The organism is Streptomyces roseofulvus, assembly GCF_039534915.1.
Lineage (GTDB): Bacteria > Actinomycetota > Actinomycetes > Streptomycetales > Streptomycetaceae > Streptomyces > Streptomyces roseofulvus.
The window spans coordinates 92,278-114,609 of sequence record NZ_BAAAWE010000001.1 but is presented as its reverse complement, the minus strand read 5'-3'; the positions used below and the strand labels follow the sequence as shown (position 1 = coordinate 114,609).

23 protein-coding genes and 2 pseudogenes are annotated in these 22,332 nt (G+C 70.4%); 19 read left to right on the top strand and 6 right to left on the bottom strand.

What is annotated here, in order from left to right:
- Positions 1–25: 25 nt before the first annotated feature.
- A complete protein-coding gene (locus ABFY03_RS00570; RefSeq protein WP_346168757.1) occupies positions 26–514 on the bottom strand; it encodes a hypothetical protein in 489 nt (162 codons plus the stop codon).
- A 179-nt stretch (positions 515–693) separates the two neighbouring features.
- Here ABFY03_RS00570 and ABFY03_RS00565 point away from each other — a divergent pair, with 179 nt between their 5' ends.
- A complete protein-coding gene (locus tag ABFY03_RS00565; protein WP_346168756.1) occupies positions 694–1,455 on the top strand; it encodes a DUF6303 family protein in 762 nt (253 codons plus the stop codon).
- 202 nt (positions 1,456–1,657) lie between these two features.
- Entirely contained in the window at positions 1,658–2,101 is a 444-nt protein-coding gene (locus ABFY03_RS00560) for a hypothetical protein (protein ID WP_346168755.1), read from the top strand.
- A gap of 287 nt (positions 2,102–2,388) precedes the next feature.
- Here the strand turns inward: ABFY03_RS00560 and ABFY03_RS00555 are convergent, their stop codons facing one another.
- The 4 genes from ABFY03_RS00555 to ABFY03_RS00540 all read right to left on the bottom strand — a co-directional run bounded on the left by ABFY03_RS00555 (position 2,389) and on the right by ABFY03_RS00540 (position 5,422).
- Positions 2,389–2,766: a nuclear transport factor 2 family protein gene (locus tag ABFY03_RS00555; protein ID WP_280846901.1), complete on the bottom strand. Its 378-nt coding sequence runs from the start codon at positions 2,764–2,766 to the stop codon at positions 2,389–2,391.
- Positions 2,767–2,815: 49 nt separating this feature from the next.
- Positions 2,816–3,622, bottom strand: coding sequence for a DUF1684 domain-containing protein (locus ABFY03_RS00550; protein ID WP_346168754.1), 807 nt, complete (start codon positions 3,620–3,622; stop codon positions 2,816–2,818).
- 181 nt (positions 3,623–3,803) lie between these two features.
- A complete protein-coding gene (locus ABFY03_RS00545) occupies positions 3,804–4,676 on the bottom strand; it encodes a class I SAM-dependent methyltransferase (RefSeq protein WP_346168753.1) in 873 nt (290 codons plus the stop codon).
- Between the two features lie 131 nt (positions 4,677–4,807).
- Positions 4,808–5,422, bottom strand: coding sequence for an XRE family transcriptional regulator (locus tag ABFY03_RS00540; RefSeq protein ID WP_280846904.1), 615 nt, complete (start codon positions 5,420–5,422; stop codon positions 4,808–4,810).
- A 92-nt stretch (positions 5,423–5,514) separates the two neighbouring features.
- Between ABFY03_RS00540 and ABFY03_RS00535 the strand changes: the two genes are divergently transcribed.
- The 10 genes from ABFY03_RS00535 (at position 5,515) to ABFY03_RS00490 (ending at position 15,415) form a co-directional block, all read left to right on the top strand.
- On the top strand, positions 5,515–6,522 hold the full coding sequence (locus ABFY03_RS00535) for an NAD(P)/FAD-dependent oxidoreductase (RefSeq protein ID WP_346168752.1): 1,008 nt from the start codon (positions 5,515–5,517) through the stop codon (positions 6,520–6,522).
- Between the two features lie 135 nt (positions 6,523–6,657).
- Complete coding sequence (locus tag ABFY03_RS00530) at positions 6,658–8,271, top strand: MFS transporter (protein WP_280846906.1); 1,614 nt, start codon at positions 6,658–6,660, stop codon at positions 8,269–8,271.
- A gap of 147 nt (positions 8,272–8,418) precedes the next feature.
- Complete coding sequence (gene trxA / locus ABFY03_RS00525; protein ID WP_346168751.1) at positions 8,419–8,748, top strand: thioredoxin; 330 nt, start codon at positions 8,419–8,421, stop codon at positions 8,746–8,748.
- A gap of 149 nt (positions 8,749–8,897) precedes the next feature.
- On the top strand, positions 8,898–9,137 hold the full coding sequence (locus ABFY03_RS00520) for a hypothetical protein (RefSeq protein WP_346168750.1): 240 nt from the start codon (positions 8,898–8,900) through the stop codon (positions 9,135–9,137).
- Between the two features lie 167 nt (positions 9,138–9,304).
- Positions 9,305–10,000 carry an HNH endonuclease family protein gene (locus ABFY03_RS00515; RefSeq protein WP_346168749.1) on the top strand — a complete coding sequence of 232 codons (696 nt, stop codon included), beginning with the start codon at positions 9,305–9,307 and terminating at the stop codon, positions 9,998–10,000.
- 669 nt (positions 10,001–10,669) lie between these two features.
- Positions 10,670–11,245 carry a DUF4240 domain-containing protein gene (locus ABFY03_RS00510; protein WP_346168748.1) on the top strand — a complete coding sequence of 192 codons (576 nt, stop codon included), beginning with the start codon at positions 10,670–10,672 and terminating at the stop codon, positions 11,243–11,245.
- A 318-nt stretch (positions 11,246–11,563) separates the two neighbouring features.
- Positions 11,564–13,768, top strand: coding sequence for a telomere-associated protein Tap (tap, locus tag ABFY03_RS00505; protein ID WP_346168747.1), 2,205 nt, complete (start codon positions 11,564–11,566; stop codon positions 13,766–13,768).
- Between the two features lie 10 nt (positions 13,769–13,778).
- The gene (gene tpg, locus ABFY03_RS00500) at positions 13,779–14,333 is read left to right on the top strand and encodes a telomere-protecting terminal protein Tpg (RefSeq protein WP_386723504.1); all 555 of its coding nucleotides are present in this window, start codon (positions 13,779–13,781) and stop codon (positions 14,331–14,333) included.
- Positions 14,330–14,749: a hypothetical protein gene (locus ABFY03_RS00495; protein WP_346168745.1), complete on the top strand. Its 420-nt coding sequence runs from the start codon at positions 14,330–14,332 to the stop codon at positions 14,747–14,749. The genes tpg and ABFY03_RS00495 overlap by 4 nt, the downstream gene beginning before the upstream one ends.
- 390 nt (positions 14,750–15,139) lie before the next feature.
- Positions 15,140–15,415, top strand: coding sequence for an SMI1/KNR4 family protein (locus ABFY03_RS00490; RefSeq protein ID WP_346168744.1), 276 nt, complete (start codon positions 15,140–15,142; stop codon positions 15,413–15,415).
- A 67-nt stretch (positions 15,416–15,482) separates the two neighbouring features.
- On the opposite strand, the pseudogene ABFY03_RS00485 reads toward ABFY03_RS00490, so the two are convergent.
- Positions 15,483–15,632, bottom strand: a pseudogene (locus ABFY03_RS00485) (ATP-binding protein); the annotation flags it as partial.
- Positions 15,633–15,795: 163 nt separating this feature from the next.
- Between ABFY03_RS00485 and ABFY03_RS00480 the strand changes: the two are divergent.
- The 7 genes and pseudogenes from ABFY03_RS00480 to ABFY03_RS00450 all read left to right on the top strand — a co-directional run bounded on the left by ABFY03_RS00480 (position 15,796) and on the right by ABFY03_RS00450 (position 21,939).
- A complete protein-coding gene (locus tag ABFY03_RS00480; RefSeq protein WP_346168743.1) occupies positions 15,796–16,350 on the top strand; it encodes a hypothetical protein in 555 nt (184 codons plus the stop codon).
- A gap of 402 nt (positions 16,351–16,752) precedes the next feature.
- A complete protein-coding gene (locus ABFY03_RS00475) occupies positions 16,753–17,037 on the top strand; it encodes a DUF6211 family protein (RefSeq protein ID WP_346168742.1) in 285 nt (94 codons plus the stop codon).
- Complete coding sequence (locus tag ABFY03_RS00470) at positions 17,034–17,906, top strand: hypothetical protein (protein WP_346168741.1); 873 nt, start codon at positions 17,034–17,036, stop codon at positions 17,904–17,906. Before ABFY03_RS00475 ends, ABFY03_RS00470 begins: the two co-directional genes overlap by 4 nt.
- 77 nt (positions 17,907–17,983) lie before the next feature.
- A complete protein-coding gene (locus ABFY03_RS00465) occupies positions 17,984–20,671 on the top strand; it encodes a DEAD/DEAH box helicase (protein WP_346168740.1) in 2,688 nt (895 codons plus the stop codon).
- A 198-nt stretch (positions 20,672–20,869) separates the two neighbouring features.
- A pseudogene (locus tag ABFY03_RS00460) lies at positions 20,870–20,953 on the top strand (SAM-dependent methyltransferase); the annotation flags it as partial.
- A gap of 246 nt (positions 20,954–21,199) precedes the next feature.
- Positions 21,200–21,562 carry a hypothetical protein gene (locus ABFY03_RS00455; protein ID WP_346168739.1) on the top strand — a complete coding sequence of 121 codons (363 nt, stop codon included), beginning with the start codon at positions 21,200–21,202 and terminating at the stop codon, positions 21,560–21,562.
- Between the two features lie 173 nt (positions 21,563–21,735).
- Positions 21,736–21,939, top strand: coding sequence for a hypothetical protein (locus tag ABFY03_RS00450; RefSeq protein ID WP_346168738.1), 204 nt, complete (start codon positions 21,736–21,738; stop codon positions 21,937–21,939).
- The last annotated feature ends 393 nt before the right edge of the window (positions 21,940–22,332 follow it).

The window sequence follows — 22,332 nt, the reverse complement described above, 5'->3', positions numbered from 1 at the left end:
CGGGCGCTTCCTGGTTCCGAGCGGTTCAGGCGACGGTCTTGCGGACCCACTCGCGGCTGCGGCCGGCGCGGTGGGCGATGTCGACCTGGGGCATCTGCATGCGGGCGGCGCTGCGGACGAGGTTGGCCAGCCGGGCCTTGGCGTTGTTGATGGCGGTCTGGGCGCTGGCGGCCTCGGCCTCGTGCCGCTTCTTCTCGTTCTCGTGGTGGCGGATGTCGTTGGCGATTTCCTCGATGAGGTCGCCGGTGGCCCGCCACTGCCGGTCGGTGCCGGTGGACGAGGTGGCGAGGGGGGCGCCCTGGGCGGGTCCGGCCCAAACGAGGACCTGGAGGAGCGGGACGGACACGGAGCCGTCGCCGCGGAGGATCTGCCGGTACGTCTGGTCGAGGATCTCGGAGGCGAGCCGGGCGGCGTCCTCATCGTCCCACTTGGGGCCGGCGGGAGTGACGGGTCCGGGGGTCCACGTGGTCCCCTGGTCGTGGCTCTGCTGCACCACATAGGAGAAGGTGGGCATGGGTTGCATTCCTTTCTGCATTGTTTGCCTTGTGCCAACTCTAGCTTTGGAGTTGGAGTTCGGGCAAGGGGTTCGAACGACCGGCGCCGGTCGGGTGTTTGCCGATACGTTGCCGGAATCGAAGGACACCAACGCGCGGGCCGCGCACGGGACGTGACGGTCCGGAAAGTAGGTCGGGGATGACAAAAGCTCTTTCGGCTCACCTGGTCCAAAACCCTGACGGCGCCTGGGCTCTGTGGGTCGCGGGGGTCACGGACGCGCGGGGACGGAGCGCCGCGCTTCCGCCGCGCACCGATCTCCTCGCCGCGACGGACGCCGGGACCCTGCCGAGCCCGGCCGACCGGATTGCCGCACTCGCCGAACTCGGCTTCGCCCCGACCGCGGACGGCTGGACCTGGCAGGAGTGGGGCACGCACGGCCCGGCAAATCTCGACGGCACCGCCGTGCTGCTTGGCTCGATCCCGGTGCAGTCCTTCGTGAATACCACGGCGGGGGCGGTGGTGCGGGGCGAGGCCGACGGGATTCTCGGGACGGTCCCCACCGAGCGCAAGCGGGGACCGGTGCCCGCGGGTGAACTGGCCCCGCTGCTCGGGCCGGAGGCGGCCGGCTGGCCGGAACTCGGGCTGACCGTGCACTACGGCGGCGTGATCGACCGCACCAACACCCAGTTCCGGGTGTTCCACAAGCACCGGCTGGTCGGATTCACCATGGCCTCCGAGCACGCGCCCGGCGGGCGGGAGTACCGGGCCGTCATCCACACCGACCGGGAAGGACTGCCGTACGGGTCGGTCGTGAAGAATGGGCTGCCGGCGGACCCGCTGCAGGCGGAGTACGACGCGCTGCGCGCGTTCTACAAGCCGGGTGACCGGGAGTACCCCGCGGGCCCGTACGTCCCGCGCGCGGCGGCGGGCACGACGGCCGAAGGGACGGAGTCCTCGTGAACGCACGGCCCCACGGCGGTCCGGCACAGGAGAGGGAGGCGGCCGGAATGCGGCTGATGCGCGACGCCTACGACCAATGGGCGGCCATGGGCACCGCCTACGGCCGCTGACCTCGCGCGGTTGCCCGTCGATCAGCTCACCCGGACGTGTGGTGTACGCGGCGGCAGCGTCTCCGGCACGGCTCCCCGGCGGTTGGCTGATCATGAAGCGAATCCTGAGCTCTGCGGTAACCACCGCCCTGGCCTTACTCCTGGCGGGTGCCGGCACCACGCCGGCGTCGGCGGCGACGTACAAGTACGACCGGCAGAACGCATGCCGCTCGGAGGGCCGGGGCGAGTGTTCGCCGGGCATCGTGGTGAAGCACTGGCACAAGGGACGCTCGGCGGATCGCGGTGTCGCTTGGGTGTACGCCTCCATGGCGACCAACAAGCCCACGGCGCAAGCCCGGTGGCTCTACCAGCGCCCCGGCGGCCGTATGACAGCCGCGACCGGCTGGAAGCAGGCGAAGCACCCGGCCCCTGGCACGAACTTTGTGGAGACCAGCTGGGGCCGGGACGGCCGGACCGGCCCGCAGCACCCGGTAGGCACCCGGGTATGCGTCGAGTTCCGCGACCTCGGACGACCGCTCTGCGTACGCCTGCGGTGACAACCCGGCTGCCAAGCCCGCCGCCCCCTGCGCTCGGTGCAGGGGGCGGCCCGGTTTTCGGCTGGAGGGGCCGCCGCTCGCGCCGCCGCGGAATGGGTGTGCGAGGCGCCGGGGCTGCCCGGCCTAGGTGTATTGACCCGCAGGGTTGTTGACACGGCTGATGGGCGGCTGCCCGTCGAGCGCGGTTGCTACTGCCCGGGGCCGTCGAACCGGTGGTCGACGGCCCCGGGCAGCAGGTGGGCCCCTTCGAGGTTGAGCGCTGCGCACTGTGCGCCGTGGTGTCGCCGTCAGCCGTCCTGACCGCCAACCGGGATGAAGTTGGCGTACTCCTCAATGCGTTTGATCTGTCCGGCGTCGTCGAAGCCGAAGTAGACGGCGGCGTGGACCTCGCCGCGCATGCCGTTGGTGGTGGCGACGTGGACCACGTGCTGCTGGAGGACTTCGCCCGGCTGGGAGAGCTGGCGCAGGATGTCGTAGCGCATCGATTCGATGGATTCGATCTGCCCTTCCATTCCGGCGATGTTCTCCTCGATGGACTGCTCGCCCTTGCCGTCGTTGTGCCAGACGATGGCCGTCTCGGCGCACAGGGCACGAGCGGTCTTCCAGTCGCGGTTCTCCAGTGCGCGGAGGTAGGTGACGGCCTTGTCCTTCAGGTCCTGGCTCATGCGGTCTTCCTTCGATACGAGTGATGGGTTCCGGCAGGAGTGAGGCAGATCAGCTCTGGCCGACAGCGGCGTGGATCAGCGCGCGTTCGCCGACCTCGATTCGGATCGGCAGGTGGTTGCCAGGCGGCGAGAGCGGACAGACGAATACATCCGGGTTCAGGTGGTGGTGCGAGAGCGTGGCCTTGTTGAAGTCGACCGTCAGGGTGCTGCCGGGTTCCAGGAGCGGCAGCACCAGCCAGCGGCCGATCGGCGGCGTCGAATCGCCGTTGGTCTCGTCGGTGAAGATCACCAGTCGCTGGCCGGGGAAGTCCTGCAGGACGGCCAGGACGTATTCGGTGTCATCGATGGTCACGGCCAGGTCGACGGGCGCCAGGATGGCTTCGGTGCTGGGTGGGCTGGTCAACCGCCCCACTTCGATGCGACGCCCTTCGGGAGCTGCTCGGTACTGGCCTTCGAAGACCCAGGTGGGGTCGTAGGGGAAGGTGTCGATGCCGGTGAGTCCGGTGCGCTCGACGCGGCCGTGGTCCATGACGACCAGGCCGTAGGAGCCATCCGCGCCACTGGCGTAGCCGACCCGGTTGTCAGGGAATTCCAGGGAGCCGCCGGAGGGAACGGGGCTCGTTCCGTCGACGAGGCTGCCGGCTACCTGTACGCCGTCGCCGGCCTTGGCCGTCACGGTCAGGTCGCCTGCTTCGGTGGTGCGCCATTCGCCGGGGATGCCGGGAAGCGTGAGAGGGCCCGGGTCAGTGATCTTGGCGTTGGCGACGACGGTGGCCTTGCCGTTCGCTCCGGCGATCTCTTCCCACCGGCCCTGGCGCCAGGCTTCGTATTCGACGGGGATCTGCGGTGCAGTCATGATGCTCCGTTTCCTTTCCGCCGCGCTGAGGGGTCGCGGCGACAGCACTGCGCGGGCGTGCGCGGGCATGGTTGCTCAGCCCAACGAAGCCCATAGTGCTGCGCAGGCGGTGGTTGCGTATGAGGCAAGTAATTGGGTGTGAGGCTGCCCGGCAGGCAACCAGGCGTGCCTGGCCGGGTGTTCAGGCGCGGCGGGCGGCCCAGACGGTGCGCTCGGTGCGTACGGCGAGGTCCTCACGCTGCAGAAGGCTGTTCGGGCTGCTGGTGTCCAGGAGTTCGTCGAGTGCGGCGAGGTCCTCGTGGCTGAGGGCGGGTGCGGCGACGCCGCGGATGCGCTGCAGGCTGCCGTAGGCGTAGCGGCCGATCGCTTCGCTGCGCGCACCTTCGATGTTGACGGTGATGGTGCGCTCGTCCTCGACGGTGAAGCCGGCGGCTGTCAGTATCAGGCCCCAGTCGGCGCCGCGGTGCGGAACGTGCTCGGCGTGGAAGCTGTCGGTCGCGGCATGTGCGCGCTCCTCGAGTCCGGGCCGGCTCTCCGGGGCACCTGCGGGCAGGAAGCGGGGGAAGCCTGCGAGCTCGACGACGGCGAACAGTCCGCCGGGTGCGAGCAGTTCATGGACGCTCGTCAGGGCGCGGTCGGGGTTGGCCATGTGGTGCATCGAGGCCGAGGCCCACACCAGATCCGGCGTGCCGAGGTCGGGCCAGTGATCGGCGTCGAGGTCGGCCTGCACGGTCCGGATGCTCCCCTCGCTACCGCGGGCGCGTGCCTTCTCGCGCAGGAGCTGGAGGTGCACGGCTGAGGTGTCGACGGCGGTGACGTGCGCATCGGGGAAACGCTCGAGGAGCGCGAAAGTTCCCGCGCCGGTACCGCAGCCCAGGTCCACTATCTGGCGCGGTTCGCTCTTTAGCGGCAGCCAGGCGGTGATGGACGCAATGTGCTCGGCGAGCACCTCGGCATCCAGATCGAGGATCTCCGCCTGACCGCGATCGCTGTTGTGGCCAGGGTGGTGACCGCTTTCGCCGTGGTGGGGGGTGTGCTGATGCGTTGGGGGCATGGCTTCACCGTAAACTCGACATGCGTCTGCAGCACGAGTGCTTGCGGAATGCGCAAGAAGGTGGCTTGGTGTGCTGCCTATCACGCAATATCGCCCACCGTGCCGTGGGTTTCTGGCAGGGCTGCGGCCTGTTATTCGCAGGGCCCCTGGGCGCCCCCGCAGTCGGCTTCGGAGCCGTCGGCGCTGGTGTCCTTCTGGTGGCCGCGGCGGGCGTCTCGGTCGAAGATGCCCATGATCTCGCATGGTCCGCCCTCGGCGCCGATGGCATGCGGCATCATGGTGGGGAACTCGGCGGCCTGGTTGGTCTCGATGCGAAAGCGCCGGTGGCCGAGCATGAGGATGGCGGTGCCGGACAGCACGACGAGCCATTCGCGGCCGGGGTGGGCGCGCATGCGGGCCGGGTTGTCGGGCGGCGGGTCGGTCATCCGCTGGCGCATCACGCTCATGCCGGGGTCGCCCTTTATGGGCCAGCGCATCAGACCATGCGTGCCGTCGATCATCGGGCTGATGACAACGTCGTCGGCGGCGTTCTCCACGAGCTGGTCCAAGGTGGTGTCCAGGGCGCGGGCGAGGGTGACGAGCTGGTCCAGGGCGAGGCGGCGCTGACCGTTCTCGATGCGGCTCAGTGAGGACTGGCTGAGGTTGGCCCGGGTGGCCAGTTCCTCCAGGGACCAGCCCTGTGCGACACGCAGCGCGCGGATCCGTTTGCGTACGAGGCTGTCCAGCTGCCCATCTTCTTGCGTCATAGGCAACACTGTATGCCCTTGATGCAATGCGGGCTTAACGTCGAATACAGATGGTCCAGCACCGGGGGCCAGGTACGACGAAAGGGCGCGAGATGTCTGCGCAGACTTCCCACTACGAGAGCGACGCACTGCCCACCGAGACCGTGGACGTCGTGGTGATCGGCGGCGGCGCCGCGGGCCTGAACGGCGCGCTGATGCTGGCCCGCTCGCGCCGCTCGGTCGTCGTTATCGACAGTGGTATCCCGCGCAACGCCCCCGCAGCAGCCATGCACGGCTTCATCGTCCTCGACGGCACCCCGCCCCTCGAGATCCTCCAGCGCGGACGTGAGCAGGTACGCCAGTACGGCGGCCGGATCGTCTTCGGGGAAGTATCCGGGGCCGAACCCGCCGCCCCCTCAGCGGCCGGTGATCTGCGGTTCACCGTCACTTTGGCCGACGGCCGTACGCTGACGGCGCGCCGGGTGCTGGTGGCCACCGGTCTGCGCGACGTGCTTCCGGAGGTGCCCGGCCTGGCCGAGCACTGGGGCCACAGCGTGGTGCACTGCCCCTACTGCCACGGCTGGGAGGTGCGCGACAAGCCCATCGGCATCCTCTCCACCGGCCCCGCCTCCGTCCACCACTCCTGGCTGTTCCGCCAGCTGACAGATGACCTCATCTACTTCACGAACGGCACCGAGCTGGACACGGACACCCGCGCCCGCTTCGCCGCCCGCAACATCCGCATCATCGAGACCGAGGTCAAAGAAGTCGTCAACGATGACGACGGTGCCCTTGCCGGCGTCCGCCTGACCGACGGTACTTTCGTGGCGCGGCGGATTCTGGCCGTGGCAACTCAGATGCAGGCCCGCACGGAGGGCCTGGACGGGCTGATGCTGCCGATGGAGGACCTGCCCGACAACATGGGCCGCCGCTTCGCCTCCGCCATGGCCGGCACCACCGAGATTCCGGGCGTGTGGGTGGCCGGCAACGTCACCGACCTCACCGCCCAGGTTGGCGCTTCCGGCGCGGCCGGAGCCCTGGCCGGCTCCCACATCAACGCCCTGCTGGCCGCTGCGGACACCGACGCCGCGCTCGCCGCCGCACAAAAGACCAGCGGCTGACACGTAAGCCCCGCAGCGGAAGAACCGCGCGACCGCCATCCAGCAGTCCGCGCGGTGAGCACGTCCCTATCTCACCAACCTAGCGACCGGCCCTGTCCCGGCGCTGATCCCGCATGCCCTTTTGGGAAGGAAACCATGAGTATCAATCAGCCTCATCAGACGGCGGCCGCGCCGGTAGGCGGCGGGGGAACGCCGGATGCGCGTCAGCTGCGCGCGATCCTGATCACCGTATCGATCGCGCTGATGGCCGTCATCGCCTCCGTATCCGGGCTGAACGTCGCCCAGACCCACATGGCCGTCGAGTTCGGCGCCTCCCAGAACACCGTCCTGTGGATCATCAATATCTACACCCTCGCCCTGGCCGCCCTGCTGCTGCCGCTCGGCGCCGTCGGTGACCGTCTTGGCCGTAAGCCCATGCTGATCACCGGCCTGATCATTTTCGGCGCCGCCAGCGTCGTCGCGGGATTCGCCCCGTCGGCCGGGGTCATGATTGCCGCGCGCGTGGCCGCCGGCATCAGTGCCGCGATGATCATGCCGATCACGCTCGCCGTCATCACCTCCACCTTCCCCGAGGAGGAGCGCGGCAAGGCGATCGGCGTGTGGACCGGCGTCGCCGGAGGCGGCGGCATCCTCGGCATGTTCCTCTCCGCCCTGCTGGTCGACGTCGCCGACTGGCGCTGGCTATTCGTGCTGCCCGTGGTCCTGGTCGTCGTCGCGCTGGCGATGACAGTGAAGTCGGTGCCCAACTCCCGCGAACGCTCCACCCATTCCTTCGACACCATCGGCGCCCTGGTCTCCACCATCGCCGTGATCGGACTCATCTTCGTCCTGCAGGAAGGCCCCGAGCGCGGCTGGACCGCCCCCATCACCCTGGCCAGCCTGGCCGTCGGCGTCGTCGCCGTCATCACCTTCGTGGCCTGGGAGCTGCACCGCCGCGACGCATCCCTGCTGGACGTGCGCCTCTTCCGCGAGCGCGGCCTGGCCAGCGGCTCCATCACCCTGCTCGTCGTCTTCGGCGTCCAGGCCGGCATCGCCGTCGTCCTCTTCCCGTTCTTCCAGGCCGTACTCGGCTGGTCCGGACTGCTGTCCACCGTGGCGATGATGCCGATGGCCGTCATGATGATGATGGCCTCCGGCATGGCCCCGAAGATGGCCGCCAAGATCGGCGCCCGCCCCACCATGACCGCCGGCGTCGCCCTGGCCACGCTCGGCCTGGCGCTGATGGCACTGTTCGTGTCCGTCGACGGCGGTTACCTGTCCATCCTGGCCGGCATGCTCGCCATGGGCATCGGCATGGGTCTCTCAATGACGCCGTCCACCGAGGCCATCACCAGCTCCCTGCCCCGCGCCAAACAGGGTGTTGCCTCCGCACTCAACGACGTCACCCGCGAATTCGGCACCGCCCTGGGCGTCGCAATGCTCGGCGCGCTCCTGGCCAATGGCTACCGCAGCGCCATCGACGGCAAGCTCGACGACATCCCCAACGAAGCCGCGGACACCGCACGCGAGGGCATCGCCAACGCCATCGAGGTCGCGCCCACCACCGGCGGCCACACCCAGGATCTGATCCACGCCGCGCAGCAGTCCTTCGTCGACGGCTGGCAACAATCCATGTGGGTCGGCGCCGCTGTCATGGCCGCCCTGCTCCTCTACGTCGCCCTGCGCGGCCCGAAGAACACCACACCCCTCGAGCCCGACGCCAAGGCAGCCCCCGAGACCGGGGTCGCGGACAACGTCGCCGCTCGCTGACCTCGCAGGAACTCCGTGCGGACGGAGCACGACGCATCCCGCACGGCAGACGGCCGTCGGGCACACCGCGACCTCACGGTGTGCCCGACGGCCGCGCAGCGCCCCAGCGCAACCCGATACCTCCGAGCACATGCAGGAGTAGCACCCATGAGCACCATCGAGCTGACCGCGGACAACTTCAACGAGGTCATCTCCGGAAACAACTTCGTGATCATCGATTTCTGGGCCGAATGGTGCGGACCTTGCCGCAAGTTCGGGCCCGTCTTCGAGCAGGTCTCGGACAAGCACGAGGGCGTCGTCTTCGCCAAGGTCGACACCGAGGCACAGCGAGAACTGGCGCAGGCATTCGAGATCACGTCGATACCCACCCTCATGATCGTGCGCGAACAGATCGCCATCTTCCGTCAGGCCGGCGCCCTGCCCGAGGTAGCACTCGACAACCTCATCCACCAGGCGCACAGCCTCGACATGGACTAAGTGCACGCTTCCAGCACCGCAGCAGACAAGAACCAGTAGGCACCCCTACCCGAACTCCGCCCTACGCGCTCAAGCACATGCATCGCACGCCGCGGAGCTTCGCACCATGTGTCAACAACGCTTGTGGTCAATGCACCTAGGATGCGCGGGTGACCGTACCCGCACGCCGTTCCCTGGGCTCAGGCCCCGCCAAGCCGATTCGCGCCGCCGAGGCCGACCTGGTCCGCGAGTTGCCTGGTATCGGTTTCCCCGACCTCGACGCCCTGCGCGGCCGGGGAGTCCTCGGCCCGCACCCGGCGGAAGCCTCGAAGCCGTCGCGACGCCGCGCCCTGGGCACCAAGCCTCCGCAGCCGGAATGGGAAGAGCGTTCCGCGGCGGTCGAGGAGTAGCCCACTAGCAGGGCTTCCGCCGAACACCCTGTGGACAGGGAAGAGCCGAGGCGTCAATCCGCCTTCCGCGCCTGATCGTTTCACCGGTGAATCCACCACCCGGATGACGGACGTGCGCCCGGGGTTTCGGCGTGTCAGGCACTGCTGGTCCGGCAGTGTCTGGGGTCGTGATCAAGAACGTGCTGCGCGGGTCCACCGCGCTTCTCCTGGCCCTCGCCCCGCTCGCTGTCCCCACCACGGCCAGCGCCACCGCAGCCCCCGGCTCGCCAGTCGCTCGCGCGGCCGCGGTCGTGCTGCCCCTGGCCGACGCGGTCGACCAGCTGCCGATCGCCGACGAATCCCGCGCCGGCTACACCCGCGACAAGTTCAAGCACTGGAACACCGGGCTCGACCCTGCAGACGGCTGTAACACCCGCGCCGAGGTCCTCCTCGACGAGGCAGTCGAAGCGCCCGAGGTAGGGGCCGGCTGCAAGCTGACCGGCGGCCGGTGGATCAGCTACTACGACGCAGCCGAGGTCACCGACCCGGGCAAGCTCGACATCGACCACCTGACCCCCCTCGCCGAGGCGTGGGACTCCGGCGCAAGCGCCTGGACCGCGAAGCGCCGGGAGGCGTACGCGAACGATCAGGACGTCTCCACCTCCCTGGTCGCGGTCACCGCACGCACCAACCGTGCGAAGGCTGACAAGGATCCGGCCGAATGGATGCCGCCACTCCCGGACGCGCACTGCCGGTACGTGGGGGAGTGGACGGCGACGAAGCTGCGCTGGGGCCTGTCCGCGGACCAGGCCGAGGCCGACGCGCTGAAGGTGTACGCGGAGACGTGCGAGACCACCGTCGTCCACTACACCCCCGCCCCGTAACACCCTGCCCCGGCCCGGCGGCGGCCGGGCCGGGCGGTCCTTCAGTCCAAGCCGGTTGAGGCCAGAGCGACCGCGAGCGCGATGTGGGGTACGGCGCCCAGACCTCGGCCGCCGTGCTCGGATCCGGAGCGCTGCGCGCCTTCCCCAGCGCCAGCAGACCGGTCAGCGCCGCAGCATCGACCGCCTCGTCGAGAATCTCGTCCACCCCGAACTCACCGCCAGTCGCCAGCTCGTGCACCAGGGCGACCGCCGCATCCAGATCCTCCCGCCAACGGGTGGCGACATCGACGCCGGCGCCCACCAGTTTCATCGCGGCGAACTGCGCTGCCGACAGCAGCGGCACACCCCCGCCGGGGTGCAGCCCGGGGTGTGGTGGGCAGCCGGGCAGCCTGCCTGCAGCGCGCTGGCGCCGAGTGCTGATCGGCCGTCCGGCGGCATTCGGGCTGCGCTTACCACCGAGCGGTGAGCAGGAGACGGCCGACCGGCCTGCCCGGCACTCCGCCCGTGAGAGTCGCTGGTCGGCCCGTTCCCGCTGACACCTGGCGCGCCATCGTCCGGTCCTGCGGGGCTCGCCTGGGGGACCTGCCCGAACATCTGGCCCTGCAGGCATGCCTGACGCTCGTCAGCCCAATGCGCGGGTGTCGTACCCAGGTGGCAGGGTTCCCGACCATGGATATGCACGAGTTCTGGGGCGTTATCGAAACGGCACGCTCGGCCGCCACGGCGGACAAGCCCTTCGCCGAGGCCCTGGTCGATGAGTTGGCCAGCCGCACCAAGGGCGACATCCTCAGCTACCAGGAACGCTTCGAAGAGGTACACGACGCGGTGTACAGATGGGACGTGTGGGCTGCTGCCTACCTCATCGGTGGCGGATGCTCGGACGACAGCTTCATGGACTTCCGGGCCGGCCTGATCGCCCTGGGCTGTGACTGGTACGAGAAGGCAGCCGCCTGCCCGGACAGCCTTGCCGAACATCCCGACGTGATCGATGCAGCCCGTGCGCAGCGCGACGAGGCCGTCTTCGACGAGGCCGCCAACTACGCGGCCAGCAACGCATTCGAGCGCCTTACTGGCGACGACCACGCCTTCTACGAGGCATGGGACGCCTACAAGACTTCCTGTGAGGAGCACAGCCAGCAGGACGCCGACGACATGGGCGAAGACTTCGACTTCGACGACCCCGAAGAGATGCGGCTCCGTCTCCCACGGCTCTCCGCGCTCTACCTGCATAACGCCGCTCACTGAGCAGGTGGCGGAACCTGGCAGGGAAACGATCAATCCGAACGTGGGATGTGACTGCGATGCCCACTCACATTTGTGCTGATCAGCGAGATTCGCCGGTGCCCACACCCCGTCGCGTGCGGGCCGCCCGCAGCGAGGGCACGGTGCATCGCCGAGGTGACGGGACCGGCCGGCCCTCGGTGCTCTCCGCCGCACGTCGCACGAGTACTGGCCAAATGGATTTGCGATTGAGGCGCTCTGACCTGGGCTTTTGATAATGCTCTCTCAAATCTGACCTAAAATCTAAGGTAAAGATTGGTAGGGTTTCCCTGGAGGTGAAGCGTGAAGAAGGATCCGAAGGAAGAGGCCCTGTTCAAGGCGGTGGAGGAGCTGCTGGCCGAAGGGCCGGCGTTCCCTGAGCCCGCCGAGCGAGCGCGGCTGCGTGAGGCGGCCGGTGTCACGCAGGCCGCGCTCGCCCGCGCCCTGGAAACGACCCCGCAGACCGTGAAGAACTGGGAGGCCGGCCGCAGCGAGCCCCGTCCGCCCCGACGCGGCCCCTATCTGGCGTTGCTGGAGGGCTGGGCGAAGAAGCACCCCGCGCCCCGTGCGGTGCGCCCGGCCACCAAGACCCCCGCCCCCACCTTCGTCGTCGAGGAGCAGCCGACCGCAGGCAACCCCACCCCGGTCTCCGCTGCGCCCGCGGTCCGGCCGCGGCCGAGCGCGGCGCGTCCGGCGTCGGCGCCGAAGCGTCCGGCTGTACGTGCGGCCACGGGGCGTCCGGCAGTGGCTGCCCAGCGGTCCGCGGGTGTGGATGCGCGGTTCCTGAACGGGCCGCTCGCCGTCATCGACGCAGAAGCCGGCGGTCAGGTGTCCGCGTACTGCGTCGGCGGTCTCGTCCTCGACGTCCCCGCCCAGACCCTGCCCGAACTGGTGGAGTGGGCGCTGACCGAGGCGCGTCTGGGTGCGGCGCGGCTGGATCCCTGGGGGCGGGATGCGGACCCGCTGCTCGCTCTGACCCCGACGGCGCTGGAGTACTTCGGCCTTCCGGTCGAGCTGAGCGACGACGAGAGGGACGCGGGCCGGCTGCCCGCCGACCACCCGGTCCTGGAGCAGCTGGCCGCCGCCCGGTGGCAGTTGACCCGGCGCGGGTTCGGCCCCTGGGCGAGAATCTACCGTCCCGCGCAGGGCGGTCAGCGGGCCTGTGTCCAGCTGTGCATCCCGTCCTGGCGGGCGCTGGACGCCCGTTCGTGGTCCGATGCCGCCGGTCTGCCGCCGGCGGATCTGGCTCGGACGCTGGGCCTGTACGCCTCCCGCGTCATGACCCCGCGCGGCTCCACCGCCGTGACCGGCCTGGAACTGATGACGGCGCTGCACCCGCCGACCCGCGCCTCCGAACCGGACGCCGACGGCCGCCGCCGCAGCGCCCACAACCCCGGCTCGCTCGGTAAGGACCCGGTCGACCCCGCGCCGTGCGAGGCGGTTGACGGCCACCCTGTCCTCGCGCACCTGCCCCGTTTCCACGTCCGCGGCCCCGAAGAGCGTCTCTTCGAGGAGGCGTACGACTGGGCCCGGGAGCTCACGGACGAGGAGTGCCTGAAGCCGCATCTGGTGGGCATCGACGTGAACATGGCCTTCGCCGCGGCCGCGAACGGTTTGCCGGTTGGCCTGGCCAGCCCGCCCGTCCACACTGTCAACCCTGCCTTCGATCCGGCGGTGCCCGGCTCGTGGCTGGTCGACCTTTCCCATGTCGACCTGGACCGCGTCATGGTCGGCAAGCAGTGGACACAGTTGCGCGGTGAGCTCCTCCCGAGCCCGTTCACCCCCACCGGCGAGGCCCCCACCGGCCCGGCCTGGTACGCGACCCCGACCGTCGCCTACGCCGTCGAGCTCGGCTACCAGGTCCAGCCGCTGGAGGCGTGGATCCGCCCGGATGCCGGCCGCTACCTGGACGGCTGGTATCAGCGTCTGCGGGACGCCTACATGACGACCATGGGCGACCTCGGCGTCGCCGACAAGCTGTCGCCGGCCGAGTTCCTGGCCGCGATGGACGGCTACAAGGACCGTGACCCTGAGGCGGCGATCGTGCTCGGGGCGATCAAGAACACGGTGAAGGGCGGGATCGGCAAGCTCCAGGAGAAGGCCCGGGGCGGAGGCTGGCGGCCGGGTCAGCCGTGGCCCGCGCTGGCCCGCCCGACTTGGCGCCCCGACATCCGCGCCGCCGTCATCTCCCGCGCCCGTATCGGTATGCACCGCAAGATGGTCGCCCTCGCGGCCGCCACGGGCGCCTACCCGGTCGCGGTGCTGTCCGACTGCGCGGTGTACGCCGCTGGCGGTCCGTCTCCGCTCGACGTCCTCCCCTACTCGGCCGAGGGCAAGACGATCCCTGGCTCGTTCCGGATCGGGGTGTCCCCGGGCATGGTCAAGCACGAGGGCACGCAGACGCCGCTGTGGGCGGAGCAGCTGCGCGAGCAGGCCCAGGCGCCACTGTTGAACCTGGCCCGCTACATCAAGTCCGGCGACACGGCCGGCCCGGACTCGGGGGAGTAGGCCCATGGTGATCAGGTCGGTCGGCCAGGCACTGGACCAGATGCTGGAGAAGGCGTTCACCCGCAAGCCCCCACAGTCCGCGGGCGCCCAGATGCGGTTCCTCGTCAAGCAGATGAAAGGCACCAAAGCCGTCGCCCAGCTCCTCGGCATCTCCCAGCGCACGGTCGAGCGGTACGTGAAGGACCAGATCAAGAAGCCCCGCCCGGACCTCGCCGGGCGGATGGCCGGCGAGGTCCGCAAACGATGGCAGCCGAAGGTCAGGGCGAAGGCGAAGCAGGCGGCCGCGACGAGCCAGGGCGTGATGATCGACGTGCGCGCCCAGCTCGGCTACGCCGCCCCGGCCGGCACGACCGACGAGGCCCGCGAGCGCCACCTCACCCTCGCCCTGCCCCCGCACCACGCCGGCCGCCTCTTCGACGCCCAGGAACGCGGCGGCGAGCGGCAGATGCGCCAGGCAGTCGCGGACGCGCTGAAGGACGTGTACTTCCAGCAGCACGGCACCCGCGCGGCGAGCCTGGAGGAGGTCCGCATGCTGGGCGTCGAGCACATCGAGTTCGACCTGTGACCGCCCCCGAGGACGACCAGGCCGTCCAGCACCGGATGCACGGCCATGCCACCCGCGGCATCAGCGCCCGGGCGCAGCTGCTCGGTGTGCTCGCGGCCACCGGCATCGGCGACGACCAGGCGGACAGCCTGCTCGCCGCCGTCGAGGCCGGCGCCATCGCCGGCACCTACAGCTGGGTCGTCGAGGAGGCGGACGCTGCTCCCGGCGGTCGAGGTGAGGAGTACGAGCGGGGTTGGGCCGACGCGGTCTCCGCTGTCTCTACCGTCCTGGCGTCCATGGCCGATGCCCGGCAGCACCAGCGAGGACATGCCGCCTCGGTCCGGGGGCTTGCCCAGTACCGAGCCGAGGACCCCCCGTCCGTTCCGAAGGAAAGGGAAGGCGAGGAGAGATGGCCCGTGTCTGCCGTCACCGGCTGAGCCCCGTCCCGCACGCATCGCAGTGGCTCGCCTGCAACACCTGCGATGCCACCTTCCCCCACCAGGAGGAATGCCCCGGCCGTGACACCGCCGGGTGCGTCCTGCTCTGTATGGCTCTGTCCACGTGAAGAAGCAGCGATTGTTCAGCGGGTTGGGCAGCAGTTGACGATCTTGGGTGCCGCAGATGCTCACCAGAAGTGACGTCACCCTTGGCTAAGCTCGCGATCATGTGGAGACAGTCAGTGCTGGAAGTCTTTCCTGATGCAGGGTTTCGGGAGCCGGCCGAGGCGGCCGAGATCGTCGAGGCTGAGAGGCGGCTGGGGCAAGCTCTGCCCGCAGACCTGAGACAGCTGCTTTTGAAAGAGCAACGGGGTGCTCGGTCGCACTCACGTGGCCACTGTCTGGGCCGTCGATCAGATAGTTGAGCAGAATCTGCGTTTCTGGTCCGATGAGACCTTCGCCCAGCTCTATATGCCCTTCGATGCCCTCATGTTCTTCGGTGACAACGGAGGCGGTGACCAGTTCGCCTTCGTGCAGAAGCCGCAGCGCCCAGACGTGTTCGTCTGGGAGCACGAGAGCGACAGCCGTAGGTGGGTGGCCAACAACCTGCACGACTATCTCGGCCGTTCGCTGCGTGTAGGGGGAGACGACTGGTACCGGCTGTAGCCGACATGCTTCGCGTCAACGGTGACGTCCCTCCGGTGGAGGGACGTCGAGCAGGTGTCTGCAGCGGTCAGCCGGTCTGGAGGGGTGCTTCGGTCCGCGCGCGGGTGGAGGCGAGCCGGTAGGAGTCGGTGCCGGTCTCGATGATGGTGCCGTTGAACGTGAGACGGTCGACGATGGCCGCGCAGAGGCGGGGGTCGGTGAAGGTCTTGGTCCAGCCGCCGACCGTGGGTCGGGGTGACTCCCAGACTCGTGAACAACTGACAGCACGACTCGTGATTAAAGCCACTCTGTATGACACCCCAGACCGAGCGGCAGGAGATCGCCGATCTCGAAGCGCTGTACGCCCTGCCGGCGGCCACGTTCCCGGACGGAGACGAGTGATGAGCATCTGGAGCACGCAGGACGTCGCGCGCGACGCCGTCCGCCGGCAGGCCGGCGGACTGGACACCGCACAGATCGCCGCCCGGACTGCCGAGGCGGCCGCCCGGGCGCGGGAAACGGCCGCCGACGCCCGCGGCGCCCTCCGGCGCGGCACCGACCTGCCCGGCGTGGAGATCGACATGCAGCGCCTGGCCGACACTTGGGCGGCCAAGCACACAGAATGGCAGCGGATCCAGACCCTGCTGGAGACCACCGGCCGGGCGATGTACGAGCCGGCCGACGACGAGACCGGCACCCGGTGGGAGCGCGAGCGCGGCCAACACCGCGAGGAACGCCTCGCGGCCGCCGCCGCGCACCGCGAGCAGGTACGGCAGGACCGTCTGGCTGTGGCGGTCCAGCTGCGCCTGACCCCCGCCCAGGCCGCCCCGCTCCAGCAGGCGGCTGTGCGTACCGGGCTGACGCCGGAGCAGGTCCTCGCGCAGCTCGCCGCCCGCGTCGAGACCGCCCCCGACGGAGCCCTGTCCGTCTCCGCTTTCCATCACGGCCACCCCTGACCCGCTCCCGCGCCCATTCCGTAGAGACAAGGGCCCGTGAACGTGACTCAGCTGCCTGACCACGCGCGGGCCGGCCTGGCCGCGGGCCGGTCCTGGGCCGGCCGGCCCCCCATCACGGCTCCGGTTCCGGGGGAGTGGGCGCCTTGTTCTCCGGGCCGTGGTGGGCGGGAGAGTAACTGCCGCAGTGGCCACCCCACCCATTTCGTGGTTCAATAGATGAGCCGAATGGGGGATGGTGACCCCGGCGGGGCGCACATGACAGACCCCATCACTCTGACCTGACCAGCCCCCGGCGTCGGCCGCCATGAGCGGCCGCCCCAAGAGTGCAGACACAAAAGTGGGCCCGGCGCACAAGGGCAACGGCGCCGGACCCGGTGTTCCCCTTCACGAGGAGACAACCCCATGCTAGACGACCCGCCCGGCCTCGACCCCGACCTGCCCCAGCCCTACGACGTGGTCTACCTGCGCCCCGGAAACCGGTTCGGCATCCCTCCCGCCGTCCCGCTGACCGTCGCCGACTTCGGCCCCACCGACGACGTCTGGGAGCTGCATCACCAGGAGCAGCACCCCCATTTCTGGGACTGGGCCGCCGGCGCGAGTGCCGCCGACATTCTCACGGTCGTCCGCTCCACCCCCGGCAGCGCCCGATCGTGGGCCCTGCCGCACCCCGCCGAGGAGACATCGTGATCAGCATCGACGGCCGCGACGTGCTGTCGCGCCAGGACATCCACGACCGCTACGGCTACGCCATGAGCGCGCTGGAACGCTGGTGGGCCGCCCGCGAGACCAACGGCCACCCCGACCCCCTCCCCACCAAGATCGGCGGCGTCATGTTCTGGGACGCCGAGGAGTGGGAGGCTTGGGACCGGCGCCGGCTCAACCCCGAGGTGCCGTCGCACCTGCGCAGCCGCGACGACCTCATCCGGGAACACCACATCAGCCGGGCCAAGCTCGCCTCCCTGTGGGCGGCCCGCGACACGAACGGCCACCCGCCGGCCACCCGGATCGGCCGCACCCAGTACTGGGACGCCCAGGAATGGGCCGACTGGTACGCCCGGCAGCAGGGTTCGGCCCGCTCGATCCGCACCGAAGTCGACGAGGAGGCCGCGGCCGGCGATCCCGAGGACCTGATCGGCTCCTCGGAGTTCGGCCGGATCCTCGGGCACCGCGACCACAGCTGGGTCGCCAAGGCCGCCATCACGCCGCCCCCGGGCTTCCCCGAACCGGCCGCATGGGGCGACCCGGTCGCCCGCAAGCGGCCGAAGTGGCGCCGCGGCGACGCCGTCACCTACGCCACCACCCGCAAGGACATCACCGCCGCCCAGCCCGTCCGCCGCCGCCGCACCGGCAGCACCAACAGCCAGCCCTACCCCTACTACGGCGACCCCCGCCTGGCCCTCGCACGCCGGGTCATCGCCGAGCACCCCGGCGCCCCTCAGGTAGAGCTGATCGAGCGTCTCAGCCGGCAGTCCGACCAGCCCACGTCTCACAGCTCCTGGCGCAACATCATCGTCACCGCCCGCGAGCACCCCGCCGACCCGGACCCGCAGGAGTAAACGGTGATCAAGCCGGAGAGCCTCCAAAGGACGTCTGCGTGCACGACGTCCCCGCTTCCCGAAGGAGACCAGGTCGCGTGACCACGACGATCCAGCTGCGGGAGCATCAGAAGGCCGGCCTGGACGCGATCCAGGCGTGGCTCGGCTGGCCCCACACCAGGACCCCCAGGCCCGAGGGCGAGCGGGCGACGTACGTCTCGGCGACCGGCTCCGGCAAGACCATCACCGCCGCGGCCGCCGCACGGCAGTTCTTCCCCCACGGCCGGGTCCTGGTCATGGTCCCCACCCTCGACCTCCTCGCCCAGACCGCGCAGGCCTGGCGCCGGGTCGGCCACACCGCTCCCATGGTCGCGGTCTGCTCCCTGCACGGCGACGAGGTCCTCGAAGCTCTGGGGGTGCGCGTCACGACGAACCCGATCCAGCTCGCCCTGTGGGCCGGCAGCGGTCCGGTCGTCGTGTTCGCGACGTACGCCTCCCTAGTGGACCGCGAGGACCCGTGGGACATCACCGGCCGGGCGAAGATCCGCGGCCCGCTGGAGATGGCCCTGGCGGGCGGCGAGCGGATGTACGGGCAGCGCCTGGACGGCTTCGACCTGGCCGTCGTCGACGAGGCGCACGGCACCGTCGGTGACGCGGCCCGCCCGTGGGCCGCGATCCACGACAACACCCGCATCCCCGCCGCCTTCCGCCTCTACATGACCGCCACCCCGCGGATCCTCGCCGCCCCACGCCCCAGTGCCGGTGAAGACCAGCCGCCGGTCATTTCGATGGCCAGCGACCCCGACGGGGTCTACGGCGAGTGGATTCACGAGCTCGGACTGTCGGAGGCGGTCACCCGGGAGATCCTCGCCGGCTTCGAGATCGACGTGCTGGAGATCCGCGACCCCGACCCCATCCTCGGCATCTCCGAGGAAGCACTGCGCGGCCGCCGGCTCGCGCTGCTCCAGGCCGCGCTCCTGGAACACGCCGCCCGCCACAACCTCAAGACCGTCATGACGTTCCACCACCGGGTGGAAGAGGCCGAGGCGTTCGCCGCCAAGCTCCCCAAAACCGCTGCCGAGCTCTATGCCGCCGAGCCGTCCCTCGACGCGCTGGCCGCCGCGGAGAAGACGCCGGCCTCCTCGATCAGCGCCCGCCTCTACGACCTCGACCCCGGCCGCCACGTCCCCCCGGACCGGGTGTGGTCGGCGTGGCTGTGCGGCGACCACAAGGTCGCCGAGCGCCGCGAAACGCTCGCCCAGTTCGCCAACGGCATCGACAAGCACCACCGCCGCGTCCACCGCGCGTTCCTCGCGTCCGTCCGTGTCCTGGGCGAAGGCGTCGACATCACCGGCGAACGCGGCGTCGAAGCGGTCTGCTTCGCCGACACCCGCGGCTCCCAGGTCGAGATCGTCCAGAACATCGGCCGCGCCCTACGCCCCAACCCCGACGGCACCGCCAAGACCGCCCGGATCATCGTCCCCGTCTTCCTCCACGCCGACGAGGACCCGAAGGACATGATCGCCTCCGCCTCCTACGCCCCGCTCGTCGCCGTCCTCAACGGCCTGCGCTCCCACTCCGAACACCTCGTCGCCGACATCGCCTCCCGCGCCCTCACCCGCCGCGAACACCACCGCACCACCCACCTCCAGCGCGACGAAGAGGGCCGCATCATCCCCGCCGGCACAGCCCCGGGCGGCGAAGGCGGCGACGGCCAGGACCACGACACCGCAGAGAACGCCAGGCAGGCCGCCGTCGAGTCCGCCCTCCTGCACTTCGCCACACCCCGCGACCCGGCCACGATCGCCGCGTTCCTGCGCACCCGCGTCTACCGGCCCGAGTCCCTGGTCTGGCTGGAGGGCTACCAGGCCCTGCGCCGCTGGCGCACCGAGAACGGCATCGAGGGCCTGTACGCCGTCCCCTACGACACCGTCACTGCCCTCCCCACCGCTGGCGGGGCGAAGGAGTTCCCGCTGGGCCGCTGGATTCACCAGCAGCGCAAGAACCTCCGCGCCGGCACCCTGGAGCCCCACCGCAAGGACCAGCTCGACGCCGAGGGCATGGTCTGGGAGCCCGGCGACGAGGCATGGGAGACCAAACTCGCCGCCCTGCGCTCCTACCACCGCGCCCACGGTCACCTCGCTCCCCGCCAAGATGCCGAATGGGGCGAGTCTGACGAGGACACCATCGCGATCGGCCGGCTGGTCGCCAACCTCCGCCGCCCCGACGGTCTGGGCAAGGACCCCGAACGGGAGGCGACCCGCGCCGCCCAGCTCGCCGCCATCGACCTGGACTGGGACTGTCCCTGGCCGCTGGACTGGCAGCGCCACCACCGCGTCCTCGCCCGCCTCGCCGCCGACGAACCCGGCGGCCGCCTGCCTGTCATCGCTCCCGGCGTCGTCTATGACGGCGACGACCTCGGCGCCTGGATCACCCGCCAGCACCGCGCCTGGGACGCGCTCTCCGACGAGCAGCGCGCCCGCCTGACCGCCCTCGGTGTTACCCCGCCCGCCGAACCGGCACCCGCCCCCCGCGAAGAGGCAGGGAAGGGGGAGGGGAAGGTGCCGGCGGCCTTCCGCCGTGGCCTGGCCGCCCTTGCCCAGTTCACCGCCCGCGAAGGGACAGGCGCTGTTCCTGCCCGCGGCCACACCGAGACTCTCCTCGTCGACGGCGAACCACATGAGCACAAGCTCGGCATCTGGTATGCCAACACCAAACAGCGCCGTGACAAACTCAACCCCGCCCAGCGCACCGCGCTCACGGACCTCGGCGTCACCTGGGCCTGAGCCCGGCCGGCCCTGCCCCCGGCCGCAGTGGCCGGTCCCGAGTCCGCAGGCGTCGTCGTGGGCGGCCACTACGTGGCCGTGAAGGAGTGCGCGGGGCGAGCCCGGGCGTGCTGCTGCCTCTGGAGCCGGCCGGTCAGTGAGGTGCGTCCGCAGCCTGCAGAACTTCGTACCCGCTGCCTCAAGAACGCCCCCGACGCTGGCGCCGCCTGCGTCGTCGGCCTCGACTTCTCCGAGCCGGCCGTCGACACCGCCCGCTCGCTCGCCGCCGACCTCGGCCCCGGCCTTCGCTGGGGCGAGGCCGACCGCCAGAGCCACGCCTGCTGCCCAGCGCCGGCGCGACCACACCGGCGCCGCCGACGCCTGCCCCGGCCGCACCGCCTGGGACCAGCTCAAAGTCCCCCGAGTCGCGTGAACCCCGCCCCGGGCCGGTCACCCGCAAGGATGCACTGTGTCACCCCTGCGTGGCATTGGTGATCATCTTTCCGCCCGGGGCCCTACGGTCGACACAAGCCCAACGGAAGGACACCCATGCGCCCGGTCTCCACCCTCCGGACTCTCCTGGCCACCGCCCTCCTGCTCGGTGGCACGGTCATGGCCACCGCGACGCCCGCCAGCGCGGCCACCTGCCCCCACACCGACTCTCCGAAGATCCCCGCCGGAGAGGCCCACTGGACCCTGACCTGCCGCCAGGTCGAAGGCCAGCCCATGCTCTACGTCGACGGATGGGTGGAGGACACCCGGCGCGACCCCTGGTGCGCGGCAGTCCGCATCACCCCGGAAGGGCGGAACTACGCGGACGAGGTAAAGGCTTGCGGGTACGGCGAGCGCGTCCAGATCCACAAGTCCTACAAGGGCCGCAGCGCGCTCGTGAAGCTCGCCAGCACCAGGTGACACCGAACACGGCGGCAGCCTGTTGACCGCCAAACACCGTGCACCCCTTTGTGCAGGTGGGCCCGCCCTCGACGGCCTGTTCGGCCGCTCACCGTCACAGACAGCGGTGACGATCTGATCACAAGGCGGGCAGGGGCCGTGCCGTCCCGGGCGCCGGGCCCGTTCCCCTGGGTGTGACCCGCACCCCACTCGGCGAGGATCGCCCCGCCGCGCAGCCCGACGGCATGACCTGCGTGCGTGTTGGCGCCGGTCGCTGTCTGCGGCGCCTGCGACTTCGCGGGGAACAGGGGGCCGGTCTTCTCCTGTACGTCATGACCGTGATCGCGGCCGCCATCGTGCTGGCCGCCCTCACCGCGACGCTCGTCGGCACCAGGTAACGGACGGTCCTGGCGTCGGCGGTGCACAGGACGACGCCATTGTGATGGCGCCGTCCTGTGCGCGTCGACCAGAGGGTGGACCGGGTGGACAGCCGGCAGCTGAACTGCCGCGCGCAGCACTCCGGTGTACGTGGCACCTGTGCGCGCGGTGACTCGCCCCTTCGCCCGCCACCTCGGACTCTCTCTCATGACCGGCACCCGCCGTGCCCGAGCCGTCGACCGCCTTGCGTCGAGAACACCTTCGGCATGCGCCTGCCCTGAGCCGTCACGCCGGGCTTTCGCACGAGGGAGGAAGGGTCGGCCGAACCGAAGCTCGCCGGACCTGCCGCGACAACGGTGCTCTTCGTCGCCGGCAGCGTCCAGGCGGCCGAGGCGACGGGACTCGCCTCTCGC